The sequence below is a fragment of the Micromonospora sp. NPDC023956 genome (assembly GCF_040639195.1).
Classification (GTDB): domain Bacteria; phylum Actinomycetota; class Actinomycetes; order Mycobacteriales; family Micromonosporaceae; genus Micromonospora.
The window spans coordinates 32878-46199 of the sequence record NZ_JBEZZN010000004.1 but is presented as its reverse complement, the minus strand read 5'-3'; the positions used below and the strand labels follow the sequence as shown (position 1 = coordinate 46199).

Sequence of the window (13322 nt, the reverse complement as noted above, 5' to 3'; positions counted from 1 at the left end):
GTCAGCTCTCCTGGGACTTGACGGCCTGGCCGATGTAGCTCACGGCGGTGGACGGGGTGAGGTGGAAGGGACCGACCGCCCGGCCGCGCAGCGTGGCGGGGACGAGCTTGTGCGGTGGCGCCACGGGTTCGAGGCCCTTGGTCTCGGTGAGGGTCAGGCCGTGCCGGGCGAAGACCGCGCGCAGTTCGTCCGGGCGGATGAACATCTTCCAGTTGTGCGTACCCGGGTAGATGATCTTGAGGATCTTCTCGGAGAGCACGATCGCCTTCAGGTAGCTGGCCACCGTGCGGTTGATCGTGTCGAACACGACGATGCCGCCGGGACGCAGCACCCGGGCGATCTCGGCCACCGCGCCGGGCAGGTCGTGCAGGTGCTCCAGCACGTCCGAGATGACCACCAGGTCGACCGCGCCGTCGGCCTTCGGCAGCTCGTACGCCGAGCCGACCTGGTAGTCGACGGTCACGCCGCTCGCCGTGGCGTGCCGCCGGGCGGTCTCGATCGAACCGGCGGAGAGGTCGACGCCGGTGACCTGGTATCCCAGCGCGGCCATCCGCTCGGAGACCAGGCCGCCGCCGCAGCCGATGTCGAGCACCCGCACCCGCGCGCGGTCCTCGCCGAACGCGTGCCGGGCGGTCGCGTCGAAGTAGGCCACCCGGGCCGGGTTCATGTCGTGCAGGGCGCGCAGTGGGCCGCTCGCGTCCCACCAGGAGTCGCCGACCTCGTGGTAGTACTCGTTGTCGATCGCGACGGCGTCCGGGTCGAGCGCGGCCAGGTGCCGGTCGTTGCCCGCCATCACACCCACCTCGGGGTCTGGGCCGGGTCGATGCCGAAGGCGGCCTTGCCGACCAGTTCCCGGGCGAGCGCTGCGGAGACCGGGGGCGCGGTGGCCTTCAGGTCGTGCCAGAGCTGGCCGATCCGGGCCGCCGCGTCGGCGTCGACCAGGTCGTAGGCGGCGGAGACCACGGCCTCGGCCTCACCGGCCACGAACAGCCCGGCGGTGCACGCCTCGGCGAGCGCGGCGTCGTCGTCCCCGACGGCCCGGCCGGCCTGCCGCTCGAGCAACGCGGCCATGGTGTCCAGCGACCCGCGCATCCGGGCCACCGCGAACTGCGGGCCGGGCAGGCGGGCCACGTCGCCGAGCTGGCGCACCCGCTCGACCGCGACCGCGTACGCCCGTTCGGCCAGGCCGAGCTGGACGGCCGCGTGGTGCAGCACCGCCTCGGCCCGCCCGGCGGCCAGCGCCGCGCCGAGGGCGAAGGCGGTCGCCCCACACCCCGCCGCGACGGTACGCAGCACCTGCCGCCGCCCCGCGCCGTCGCCGTCGGCGGCGCTGATCACCCCGGCCGCATCCAGCGCGGCCAGGTTCTCGGCGACCAGGTCACCGGCGTCCACCCGGCCGGTCCGGCGCTTCTCGAAGTCCGCTGCCAGGTCGGCGGCCACGCCCGTTCCCGCGCTCGACATCGTGGTCCCCCCGTTGGTCGTCGTGGTCATCCGGCTCACCCGACCCAGCGCGGCTCGGCGAAGATCGGCACGTCCAGGGCCAACTTGCCGGCCCACTCCAGGACGACGTCGGTGGCCGGCGGTACGAGCAGGCCGGCGACCACGTCCCGGTACATCCGCTGGAGCGGGTCGCTGGAGGCCAGGCCGGAACCGCCCTGCACCTGCATGCCGAGGGTGACCACCTCGTGGGCGAGCCGGGTGACGGTGGTCTTCATGACGCTCATGTCGATGTAGTGCCGCAGCGGGTCCACGTCGTCGTGCTCGGCGTGGATCGCGGCCTCCAGGTGGGCCCGCGCGGCGGCGACCTTGGCGGCCATCTCGGCGACCTTGAACTGGATGCCGGGCAGGTGCGCGTTCGGCTTGCCGATCACGCTGATCACCCGCTGCTGCTGGGTCCGGACCACGTGGTCGAGGGCCGCGCGGGCGATGCCGACGAAGCAGGAGGCGAAGCTGCACCAGGCCCAGTGGACGCCCATCATGAACAGCATCGGCAGGTTGCCGCGCTCCCCCACCATCCACTTCTCGTCGATGAAGAGGTCCTCCAGGGCGAGCGAATGGCTGCCCGTGGCGCGCATGCCGGCGGCGTCCCACTCGGCGGTCACCCGGACCCCCTTGTCCGGCTTGGGGATCAGGAAGGCCATCGGCTGCGGCAGGCCACGGTCGTCGATGGTGGCGGCGGAGAGGAAGAGGTGCGTCGCGCCCGGGAAACCGGTGAAGAAGCCCTTCCGGCCGTTGAGGACGTAGCCGCCCTCGGCCTCCTCGGCGCGCGTGGTCGGGTGCCACCAGTTGCCGCCGACCCCGGGCTCGCTGAAGCCGCCGGAGATCACCGCGCCGTCGAGCACCGCCCGGCAGGCCCACTCGGCGCTCGGACCGCCGAGGCGGGCGATCATGGCGAGGCCGTGCACGTGCATGTTGACCGCGAAGGCCGTCGACGCGCAGCCACCGGCGAGGACCTGCTGCGCCTCGCAGAGCTCGGCCAGGCTGGCGCCGGCACCGCCGAACTCCGGCGGTACGGTCATCGCGGTGTAGCCGCTGCGGACCAGCTCGGCCATGTTCTCGAACGGGAAGCTGAGGTCGCGGTCGTGCTCCGCCGCGTTCTCGGCGAACGTCGGCGCCAGCTCGTGAGCGAGGGCCACGTAGTCGGTGCGGGTGGCGGCTGCCGTGCTCATCGCTTCTCCTCCCCGGCGGCGCCGGAGCCCGCCAGCAGTTCCGCCATCGACCCGACGCTGTCCACCTCGGAGGACATCGCGTCCTCCAGCCAGCGCAGCAGGTCGAAGTCCGGATGCGTGTCGCGGATACGGGCGGCCAGCTCGACCAGGTCCAGCGAGTCGAAGCCGAGGTCCCGGGTGATCGACGACTCCGGCCGGATCTCCTCGGGACGCAGGGACGGCTTCACGGCGACCAGGTCGTCGACGAGCGTCCGCACATGTTCATCGAGGCCGATCATCGTCCCTCCCCGCCAAAAGTGATAAGGTCGCAGCGAAGCTGCTGAATCCCACAAAGTCTTCCGAGCACGTGGGTATCTCCGATCCGTGACAAAAAGGACGCCTTCGGAGGTGGACGCGGCGACGGTCGGAGCGCCCTGAGGCGACACACGCCCGGGGTTGGCGACCTCGGCCGTGCTGGCTCCGCAACGGGGTTGAATGCTTGGACGGGCCACTCGTGAATCACTCAAGGCTCACTCGAGGATCCCTCAACGATCACTCAGGGTGCATGACAGGCGAGTAGCGCTACACGTAGCGTAGCTACCTGTAGATCACTCCAGCGATCCTCGAGTCCGGCACGAGTCAGCCACGAGATCCTGCGGGACGGCGATCGGGTGGATCGGTCGCCCTGTCCAGCGCGAGCAGGGAGCACAACGTCCGTGAACGCCGTCGTCCGGTTCTCCATAGCCCGTCCGAAAACCGTCATCGCGATCTGGATCGTGCTCGCCGCGATCTGCGTGCCCCTGATGATCGCGCTCACCGGGGCGCTGAAGGCCGGGGGCTTCGACAATCCCCGGGGTGAGGCCGCCGCCGGGCAGAAGGTCATCGAGCGCACCTTCGACGAGGCCCCGGAAAGCCTCCAGGTCGTGTTGACCAAGCCGGACGGGGACGTCACCGCCGAACTGGCCGAGGCGACCCGGGTGGCCGAGGCGACCCCGCACGTGGCCTCGGTGCAGGACTACCGGCAGGACCCGGAGTGGCTCTCGCCGGACAAGCACACCACCTTCCTCCAGCTCGGGTTCCGCGTCGACAAGTCCACGATCCAGCACGAGATCGACGGACTGCGCGAGCGGATGACCGGGGCGATGCGGGACCGGGGTGTCCAGGTGCACGTCACCGGCGCGCAGGCCCTCGACTACGACCTCAGCGTGCAGTCCGAGAAGGACGCCATCACCGCCGAGATGATCGCCTTCCCGCTGCTGATCGTCGTCCTGCTGGTGGTGTTCCGGTCGGTCGGGGCGATGCTGCTGCCGATCGTGCTGGCCGGTCTCGCGCTGGTGGTCGCCTCCGCGATCGGCTACCTGATCACCTTCGCGACGGACCTCTCCACCCTCTACACCAACGCGGTCTCACTGATCGGCATCGCCGTCGCGGTCGACTACTCGCTCTTCATCATCAAGCGGTACCGGGACGAGCTGGTCGCGGGCGACACGTACGTCCCGGCGCTGCGCACCGCGATGCGGACCGCCGGACACGCGGTGCTCTTCAGCGGCCTGGCCGTGGTGGTGGCCCTGCTCGCCCTCTTCATCCCCCGGATCATGGTGTTCAGCAGCATGGCCATCGCGGGCGTGGTGGTCACCCTGGTCGCCCTGGCCATGTCGATGACCCTGCTCCCGGCCGCGCTGACGGTGATGGGCCGGCGGATCAACTGGCTGTCGCTCAAGCCGCGCTCCTCGCGGACCGCGCAGGGCGGCCCCGGCCTGCTCACCCGGCTCCAGCGTCGGCCCGCGCTGACCCTGGCCGTCCTGGTGGCGATCTTCGGGGTGATGGCCTGGCCGATGACCGACATCCGACTCCAGTCGCCGGTGGCCAGTGCGACCATCCTGCCCGAGGACGCCGACTCCCGGCAGGGCATCGAGCGGCTCCAGGCCGCGCTGGAGTTCCGCAACCTCTTCCCGGTGCAGGTCGTGGTGAGCGCGCCGGAGAGCACGTCGCCGGCCACGCTCCTCGACGCCGTACGCGCGGTCACCGACACGGTCCGGGAACAGCCGAAGATCGACACGGTCACCGACGTGACCAGCATCGGGCTCCCCGCCGACGCGGTCACCGCCGCGGTGAGCGGCCAGTCCGCGGCGCTGCCGCCCGAGGCCAAGGCCGGCTTCGACCAGCTCTGGGGTGCCGACGGCGACCGTCTGGTCAGCCGGGTCGTGGTGATCCCCGGTGCCGACCCGGACAGCGACGCCGCCCACGACCTGATCCACGACCTGCGCGACGAACTGCCGGGCGCCGTCCCGGACGGGGTGCGGGTCCAGGTGACCGGAGCGACCGCCACCGGCGTCGACTTCGACGAGGTTCTGATCAATACCCTGCCGGCCATCCTCATCGCGGTCGCGCTGATCACCATCGCCCTGCTGGCCCGCGCGTTCCGCTCGTGGCTGCTGCCGCTGCTGGCGCTGGCACTCAACGCGCTGGTGGTCGCGGCCAGCCTCGGCCTGCTCACCGCGATCAGCCAGAACTGGCTCGGCCAGCGGATCGACAGCACCACCCCGGCCCTGGTCTTCGCCATCATGTTCGGGCTGAGCATGGACTACATGGTCATCATGATCTCGCGGATGCGGGAGCACTTCGTCGAGCACGGCGACCATCACGGGGCGGTCACCAACGGGCTGCGCGACACCGCCGGACTGGTCAACGGCGCCGCCCTGATCATGGTGGCGGTCTTCGCCTCCTTCCTGGTGGCGAAGGTCAGCGTGGTCCAGCAGCTCGGCCTGGGCCTGGGCATCGCGGTCGCCCTCGACGCCGTGGTCATCCGCCTGCTGGTGATGCCGGCCGCACTGAACCTGATCGGCCCGCGCGTCTGGGGCCGCGCCGCGCAACGCACCACCGGCGGCCAACGCACCACCGCCCCGGAGCCGGTGCCCGCCGCCTGACCGGCCCCGATCGCCAATCCGTTTTCGCCGAAACTGCGGTATCGCGCCGAGCTGATACCGCGGTTTCGGCGAATCTGCGAGAGCGGGACGGGAGCCGGGATGATCAGTCGCCTTCGCCCAGGGCGGCGACCGGGCTGACCCGGGCGGCGCGGCGGGCCGGCAGCAGACCGGCCAGGGCCGTCGCCGCCGCCAGTACCAGCACCACGAGCGCGAGCCGCCCGGCCGGGAACTCGACCGGCACGTTCCCGCCGAGCGCGGCCATCGTCAACCACGCGTACGGCAGCGCCAGCCCCAGGCCGATCACCGCGCCGAGCAGCCCGTACAGGCCGGCCTCCACGGTCAGCATGGCCCGGAGCCGGTTCCGGGACATCCCGACGGCCCGCAGCAGTCCGGACTCCCGGATGCGTTCCACTACCGACAGCGCGGTGGTGGTGCCGACGCCGACGACGGAGACGATCACGGTCAGCCCGAGCAGCGCGAGCATCACGCCGAAGATCTGGGTGAGGTCACCGCCGACGTCCTCGCGGACGTCGGCGAGCACCTGGACCGTCACCCCACCGGCGCCGAGGGTGCGCAGCGTCTTCAGCGCCGCCGTCCGGTCGTCCTCCCCGTCGGTGACCAGGTCGGCCAGCAGACCGGTGGGCTGTGCCGGCACGCCGAGCCGGTCCAGGTCGGTCGGGTGCAGCAGGACACCCGCGTCGACCGGGGTGTTGTCCAGGGTGGCCGCCAGGCGCAGCTCGACCGCCCGGCCGCCCCGGGTCAGCGTGAGGGTCTCCCCCGGCCGCACCCCGACCGCCTCGGCGTAGTAGGAGAGCAGCACCACCCGTCCCGGGCCCAGGTCGTCCAGGGAGCCGCTGACCGCACCGAAGTCCTCCCAGGTGGAGAGCTGGCGCAGGTCGAGGTCGGCGGCGATCATCTCCTCGACCTGCCCGCCGGCCACGGTCACCCCGGACACGCCCCGGTACGGCACCACCGTGGTCAGGTTCTGCTCCGCGCGGACCCGCTCGACAAACCCGCCCGGGAGGAGCCCGTTCCCGTCCGGACTCGCCGTGACCTGGAGGTCGCCCGGGGCCATCCCGGCCAGTTCCCGCTTCGACAGCGCGCTGAGCGAGGCACTGCCCACCAGCGCCCCGGCGATCAGGGTGACGCCGAGAGCGACGACCACGCTCACTGCGGCGGCCCGGCGCGGCGCTCCACCGACGCCCCCGACGGCCAGCCGGCCGACCGGGCCGAGCCGGCGCAGTGGCCACCCGACCGTGGCCAGCACCGGCCGGACCAGCACCGGCCCGAGCGCCACCAGGGCCCCGTACGCCAGGGTGCCGGAGGCGACGATCAGGAGCAGCAGCCGCGTCGGGTCGTGTCCATCCGATCCCGGGCCGGGCAGCTGGCGGAGCACCGCCAGGAACATCGACGCCGCGCCGACGACGCCGAGGATCCCCACCGCCGCACGCAGCCGGTTGATCCCGCCCTGCGCGGCGGTGGTGCTGGCCGTCCGCAGTGCCTCCAGCGGCGCGACCCGGGCCGCGGTGATCGCCGGGGCGGTCACCGCGAGGACGGCGACCAGCACGGTGCCGAGCACCACGGCGACCGCCGCGCCGACCGGACGGCCCGGGGTGGCCACCTCGCGGCCGAGGCCGCGCAGCACCAGCGGGAGCGCGTACCCCACACCGGCGGCGGCCAGCACCCCGGTCGCGCCGGCGACCAGTCCGGTGAGCGCCCCCTCGGCGGCCAGTGCGCGGAACAGGTGGGACCGGTCGGCACCGACCGCCCGGAGCAGGGCGAGCTGCCGCATCCGCTGGGCGAAGACGATCCGGAACGTGGAGGTGGCGACCAGGGTGGCGGCGACGACCGCCGTCGCCACGAACATCGCGATCACCGCGAAGAGGTCCCGCACCCGCTCGCTGACCGCTTCGGCCTCGGCGAACCGGGCCTCCTCGCCCGAGCTGAGCAGCGGCGTGCCGCTCCCCTCCCCGGTACCGACGAGGGCCCGGTCCAGGGCGGCGCGGACGGCGTCCGGGTCGGCGTCGGAGGCGAACCGCACCTCCACCTGCATCAGGCTGTCGTGCCCGGCCAGCCGGGAGACCTCACTGTCCCGGCTGTACGCCAGCCCGTCGGTGTCGTCCGGCACCGCCAGCACGCCGGTGACGGTGAGCGTGACCGGCTGCTCCGCGACCCCGGTGGAGACCCGCACCGTCGCGCCGACCGGCAGGTCGAGCCGGTCCGCGGTACGCTCGCTGACCGCGATCTCGCCCGGTGCGTCCGGGTACCCGCCCCGGAGCACCCGGACCGTGGCGAGCGGGCCGGTGCCGGGGTCGGCCAGCAGCGAGATCCCGGTGCCCGGCTGACCGTCGATCTCGGCGTACACGTCGACCCGGCCGACCGCCTCGGCGACGCCGGGGACCCGCCGTGCCGCGTCGAGTGCCCGGGTGGTGGCGTCGCTCTCCATGCCGGCTCCGATGACGACGTCCGCCGCCTCCGGAGTACCGCTGAGACTGGACAGCACGGTCCGTTCGGCGATCTCCTCGGCCAGGACGGTGCCGAAGACGACGAAGGCCGCGATGATCATGGCCAGCCCCATCAACAGCAACCGGGCCGGACGGCGGGTGGCGGCGCGGAGCTGGGTGCGGAGCACGGTGTTCCGACGGCTCATCGGGCGACCGCCAGGTCGTGCAGGGCCTCGTTGATCGTCGTACGGTCGGGCCGGTCCAGGTCACCGGCGATCCGGCCGTCGGCGAGCAGCACCACCCGGTCGGCGTGCCCGGCGGCGGCCGGATCGTGGGTGACCATGACCACGGTCTGCCCGAGGGTCCGCACACAGGTGCGCAGGAAGGTGAGCACCTCGGCCCCGGAGCGGGAGTCCAGGTTGCCGGTGGGCTCGTCGGCGAAGACCACCTCCGGGCGGGAGACCAGGGCGCGGGCCAGCGCGACCCGCTGCTGCTGGCCGCCGGAGAGTTCACTCGGCCGGTGCGTCAGCCGGTCGCCGAGCCCGAGCACCTCCACCAGGTGGTCGAGCAGTTCCCGGTCGACGGGCCGGCCGGCCAGGTCCAGCGGCAGCGTGATGTTCTGGGCCGCGGTCAACTGGGGCAGCAGGTTGAACGACTGGAAGACGAAACCGATCCGCTCCCGGCGGACCCGGGTGAGCACCCTGTCCCGTTGCCGGGTCAGGTCGGTGCCGCCGAGCAGCACCTGCCCCGAGGTGGCCGTGTCCAACCCGGCCAGGCAGTGCATCAGGGTGGACTTCCCCGACCCGGACGGCCCCATGATCGCGGTGAACCGGGCGCGGCCGAAGCCCACCGACACCCCGTCGAGGGCACGTACCGCCGTGTCGCCCCTGCCGTACACCTTGACCACGTCGACGGCCGCGACGGCGGCCGTCTGGGTGGGGTCTGCTGTCATGCTTCCTCCCGCGCTGGTGTTCCGAACAGGCACCAGCATCACCACGCGCCAGCGGACGCACATCTGTCCCCGGACGGGACCTGGGCCGGCCGGGTCCGACTTTCGGCAGATCCGGGCCGGGCCGGGCGGCGGCTACCGTGGTCACGCGATGATGAGACGGCAGCACGCCTGGTGGCGACGGGCCGGTCAGGCGGTGGCCCTGGCCGGGATGGCCCTGCTCGGCCTGGCCGACGTGCTGTACGGCGGGATCTTCGTGGTCGGCGGCGACGCGGGGCTGCTGATCGCCCTCTGGCACGTCGCCCTGGCCGTGGCCACCGCCGCGGTGTGGCTGCCGGCCCACCGGCAGGGGTCCCGACCACTCGTGGTCGCCGCCACGGTGGTGGTCCTCTGCTCGCTGACCACCACGGCCGGTCGGTTCGTCGTGACGGAGCATCCCGACCTGCTGGCCCGCTGGGGGTCGCGCCCCGGCCAGGGCTTCTGGGGCCTCGCCGAGTCGGCCGGCCTGCTCGGCATGATCTTCGTGCTGGCCCGCCGGGCCGCGCCGGTCCCGGCGCTGGTGCTGGTCGCCGCCACCGGACTGGCCGTGTCGGTGCTACCGCTACGGCTCGGCCTGGGCGGCGTCTACCAGCTCATCGGCATGACTCAGGCGCTGGTCGCGGCGGGCAGCGCCACCGCCGGCATGTACTTCCGGATGGCCGCCAGCGCCCAGGACCGGCAGCTCGCCACAGTACGCGCCGAGCAGCGCGCCGAGTTCGCCCGCGACCTGCACGACTTCATCGCCCACCACGTCACCGGGATCGTGGTGCAGGCCCAGGGCGCCCGGTACGTCGCCGAGCGAGACCCGCAGCGGGCGGTGGCCGCCCTGGAGCAGATCGAACGGGCCGGCGCGGAGACCATGACCGCGATGCGGCGGATGGTGGGGGTGCTGCGCGGGCAGGACGCCACCCCGGACGCGCCGCTCGCCCCGCTGGCCGGCCTGGCCGAGCTGCCGGAGCTGGTCGGGAACTTCTCCGCCGCCGGCCCGGTCGGGGTGCACCTGCACACCGAGGGCCGGCTCGACGACCTGCCGGTCGAGGTGACCTCGTCGGTGTACCGGGTGGTGATGGAGGCGCTGACCAACGTCCGGCAGCACGCCACCGGGGCCCGGCGGGCGGACGTGCGGATCACCCGTACGCCGGACTGGTTGCTGGTGCGGGTGACCGACGACGGGGCCGGGCAGCGTGCCGGACGGCCCCGGGACCGGCAGGGTTTCGGCCTGGCCGGGCTGACCGAGCGGGTCAGCGCCCTCGGGGGCCGGTTGACCGCCGGACCGGGCGTCGACGGAGGATGGAGCGTGGACATGACGCTTCCGGTGGACGGGAGGGACAGCCGGTGATCCGGGTGCTGGTCGCCGACGACCAGGCCATGGTCCGGACCGGGTTCGGCATGATCATCGACGCCCAGCCGGACATGACGCTGGTCGGCGAGGCCGCCGACGGGGTGGAGGCGGTCGAGCTGGCCCGCCGGCTCCGCCCCGACGTCGCCCTGCTGGACATCCGGATGCCCCGGATGGACGGGCTGGAGGCGCTCCGACTGCTCGCCGGCCCCGGAGTCGCCGACCCGGTCCGGGTGGTCGTGGTGACCACCTTCGACCTCGACGAGTACGTGCACCAGGCGCTGCGCAACGGCGCGTGCGGGTTCCTGTTGAAGGACTCCGGTCCGGCGCTGCTGGTCGAGGCGCTGCGCGCGGCCGTCTCCGGGGACGCCCTGATCAGCCCGTCGGTCACGGTGCGGTTGCTGGCGCACCTGAACCCGCCGGCCGCGCCCCGCCCCGGCGAGACCAGCCTCTCCCCCCGGGAGCTGGAGGTGGTGAAGCTGGTGGCGCGGGGCGCGACGAACGCCGAGATCGCCGCCCGGCTCTTCATCACCGTCGGCACGGTCAAGACCCACCTGGGCAGCGTGCAGACCAAGCTGAACACCCGCAACCGGGTGGAGATCGCCGCCTGGGCCTGGGAACGCCGGCTGGTCGGCTGACCCGCCCCGGCCGGCGGCCGACCTCTGTCGGCCGCTACCAGCCGGTGCCGGCCGCCACCAGCCGACGTCGGCCGGTGACGACCGCTGTCACCGGTGTCGGCCGGGTGGTGGAGGGCCCTGACAACGGTCCGGTCGCCGGCACCGCCCGGCCTGGCTAGCCTGGGCAAATGTGGATGTTGCCCCGGACGGCGGTAACCGTGGCGCTCGCCCTGGGCGCGCTCCTGCTCGTGCCACCTGCGCCCGGGGCAGCGGAGACCGTCCGTCCGAGCGGTGCGGACCAGCCGGCCCGGCTCGGCACGGTCGGCCCGCCCGGGCCGACGCCGGCACTGGTCGCGCTCCCCGGCCCGCTGACCGACCGGCCGTTCCGGCTCGCCGACGAACTCACCGACGAGGCCGAGGTGCTGGGGTCGCGGCGCGGAGAAGCCCAGGCGGCACTGACCGGCCTGCGCCGGGACGGCGAGGTGCAGCTTTTCGTCGTCTTCGTCCACACCTTCAGCGGTCGTGACGCCCGAGCCTGGGCCGACGACACCGCCGGCCGGAGCGGTCTCGGTGACCGGGACGCCCTGCTCGCCGTCGCCACCCGCGACCGGGCGTACGCGTACTCCGTTCCGCAGAACTTTCCGCTGACCGACGCGCAGCTCGCCGAGGTGGCCCGGGTGGCCATCGAGCCGGCGTTGAGCGAGAACGACTGGGCGGGGGCGGTGGTCGGTGCCGCCGACGGCTTCCGCGCGGCGCTCGCCGGGCAGCCAGTCCCCCGGCCCGGGATCACCCCCGGTACGCCGGACACCCGCAGCACCGGTGAGGTGGTCTCCTCGGTCGCCTGGGTGGCCGCACCGATCCTGCTGGCCCTCGCGGTGATCGGCGGGTTCGTCGGGTGGCGTCGGTCCCAGCGCAGGCGGGCGGAACGGGCGGCCCGGGAACGGGAACGGGCCCGCACCGAGCAGGTGTCCGTACGGGCCAACACCCTGCTGGTGGAGTTGGACAACGAACTGCGGGCCAGCGAACAGGAACTGGCGTTGGCCGTCGGCGAGTACGGCGAGGCGGCGGCCGCCGCCTTCACGGCGGCCGTGGCCGCAGCTCGGCAGGACGTCGCCGAGGCGTTCCGGTTGCGGCTCAGCGTCGACGAGCCCGGACTCGACGACCGGACGCGGCAGGCCCGCCTCGAGGAGATCATCAGCCGCTGCGAGGCGGCGGACCAGCGGCTCGACGCCGAGTCGGAGCCCTTCGACCGGCTCCGCGCCATCGAACCCCGGGTCGCGGAACTGGTGCCGGCGTTGCGGGACCGGCAGGCGGCCACCGGGAAGCGCCTGGAGCCCGTCGAGTCCGCCCTCCAGCAGCTCCGGACCCGGTACAGCGCCGAGGCCCTGGCCGAGGTGACCGCCAACCCGCAGCTCGCCCGGGAGCGACTGGAGTTCGCGGCCACCATGATCACCGACGCCGACGAGGCGGTGCGCGCCGACGCCCGGCCGCGGGCCGCCGTCGCCGTCCGCTCGGCCGAGGAGGCACTCGGCCAGGTCGACCTGCTGCTCGACGCCGTGGCGCAGGCCGCCGAGGATCTTCGGGCCGCCCGTACCGCCGCCGATGCCCTCCTCGTCGAGATCGACGGCGAACTCGTCCAGGGTCGGACGGCGCTCGCCGGGCCGTCCGCCGGGAACACCGCGTTGGCCGTCGCCGTCGACGAGGGCGAACGGGTGGTGGCCGCCGTCCGGGCCGACTTCTCCGCGCCGACCACCGACCCGCGCGCCGCCCTGCGGCGGCTCGAGGCGGCGGACGAGGCACTGGACAACGCGTTGGCGACGTCGGTGGAGGAGGCGCAGCGGGCAGCGCGGGCACGGGCGATGCTCGGCCAGGCCATCGGGTTCGCCCAGGCCGAGATCCAGACCGCGAGCCGGTACGTGGCCACCCGCCGTGGTGCGGTGGGTGACCATGCCCGCGCCCAGCTCACCGAGGCGACCCGGCAGCTGGACCAGGCGCACGCGCTGGCCGGCCCGGACCCGGTGACCGCGCTGGCGGCGGCCCACCAGGCGGCGCGGCTGGCCAGCGAGGCCGGCCGGTCCGCCCGCTCCGACGTCGACGGCTGGCCGGGCGGCGGCTACGGCGGTCACGGGGGACGTTCCCAGGGCACCGAGGCGCTGCTCGGCGCGGTGCTCGGCGGCATCCTGGCCGGCGGGATGGGCGGCGGAGGAGGCGGCTGGGGCGGCGGTTTCGGCGGCAGCGACAGCCGGACCCGGCGCGGTGGGGGCGGCGGCTTCGGTGGAGGTGGTGGCTTCGGCGGCGGGGGCGGCCGACGCGGCGGGGGCGGCCGACGCGGCGGGGGCGGCCGGTTCTGACGACCGGG

Annotated in this window: 10 protein-coding genes; 4 read left to right on the top strand and 6 right to left on the bottom strand. The window is 73.7% G+C overall.

The genetic code is table 11. The annotated features are described in order from the left end of the window. Position 1: 1 nt before the first annotated feature. Genes ubiG through AB0F58_RS09830 form a run of 4 tightly spaced genes read right to left on the bottom strand, consistent with a single transcriptional unit; the run spans position 2 to position 2947 of the window. Complete coding sequence (gene ubiG / locus AB0F58_RS09845; protein ID WP_357140592.1) at positions 2-793, bottom strand: bifunctional 2-polyprenyl-6-hydroxyphenol methylase/3-demethylubiquinol 3-O-methyltransferase UbiG; 792 nt, start codon at positions 791-793, stop codon at positions 2-4. Further along, positions 793-1491 carry a hypothetical protein gene (locus tag AB0F58_RS09840; RefSeq protein ID WP_357140590.1) on the bottom strand — a complete coding sequence of 233 codons (699 nt, stop codon included), beginning with the start codon at positions 1489-1491 and terminating at the stop codon, positions 793-795. Before AB0F58_RS09840 ends, ubiG begins: the two co-directional genes overlap by 1 nt. A 5-nt stretch (positions 1492-1496) precedes the next feature. Further along, positions 1497-2669, bottom strand: coding sequence for an acyl-CoA dehydrogenase family protein (locus tag AB0F58_RS09835; protein WP_357140586.1), 1173 nt, complete (start codon positions 2667-2669; stop codon positions 1497-1499). After that, positions 2666-2947 carry a phosphopantetheine-binding protein gene (locus AB0F58_RS09830; protein ID WP_357140583.1) on the bottom strand — a complete coding sequence of 94 codons (282 nt, stop codon included), beginning with the start codon at positions 2945-2947 and terminating at the stop codon, positions 2666-2668. The genes AB0F58_RS09835 and AB0F58_RS09830 overlap by 4 nt, the downstream gene beginning before the upstream one ends. 417 nt (positions 2948-3364) lie before the next feature. Between AB0F58_RS09830 and AB0F58_RS09825 the strand changes: the two genes are divergently transcribed. Further along, a complete protein-coding gene (locus AB0F58_RS09825; protein ID WP_357140579.1) occupies positions 3365-5575 on the top strand; it encodes an MMPL family transporter in 2211 nt (736 codons plus the stop codon). Between the two features lie 103 nt (positions 5576-5678). Here AB0F58_RS09825 and AB0F58_RS09820 read toward each other — a convergent pair whose 3' ends face one another. Beyond that, entirely contained in the window at positions 5679-8225 is a 2547-nt protein-coding gene (locus tag AB0F58_RS09820; RefSeq protein ID WP_357140576.1) for an ABC transporter permease, read from the bottom strand. After that, entirely contained in the window at positions 8222-8971 is a 750-nt protein-coding gene (locus AB0F58_RS09815) for an ABC transporter ATP-binding protein (RefSeq protein WP_357140574.1), read from the bottom strand. Before AB0F58_RS09815 ends, AB0F58_RS09820 begins: the two co-directional genes overlap by 4 nt. A gap of 148 nt (positions 8972-9119) precedes the next feature. Between AB0F58_RS09815 and AB0F58_RS09810 the strand changes: the two genes are divergently transcribed. The 3 genes from AB0F58_RS09810 to AB0F58_RS09800 all read left to right on the top strand — a co-directional run bounded on the left by AB0F58_RS09810 (position 9120) and on the right by AB0F58_RS09800 (position 13314). Beyond that, positions 9120-10346, top strand: coding sequence for a histidine kinase (locus AB0F58_RS09810; protein WP_357140571.1), 1227 nt, complete (start codon positions 9120-9122; stop codon positions 10344-10346). Beyond that, positions 10343-10984 carry a response regulator transcription factor gene (locus AB0F58_RS09805; RefSeq protein WP_357140569.1) on the top strand — a complete coding sequence of 214 codons (642 nt, stop codon included), beginning with the start codon at positions 10343-10345 and terminating at the stop codon, positions 10982-10984. The genes AB0F58_RS09810 and AB0F58_RS09805 overlap by 4 nt, the downstream gene beginning before the upstream one ends. Before the next feature lie 167 nt (positions 10985-11151). Next, the gene (locus tag AB0F58_RS09800; RefSeq protein WP_357140568.1) at positions 11152-13314 is read left to right on the top strand and encodes a TPM domain-containing protein; all 2163 of its coding nucleotides are present in this window, start codon (positions 11152-11154) and stop codon (positions 13312-13314) included. Positions 13315-13322 lie beyond the last annotated feature (8 nt).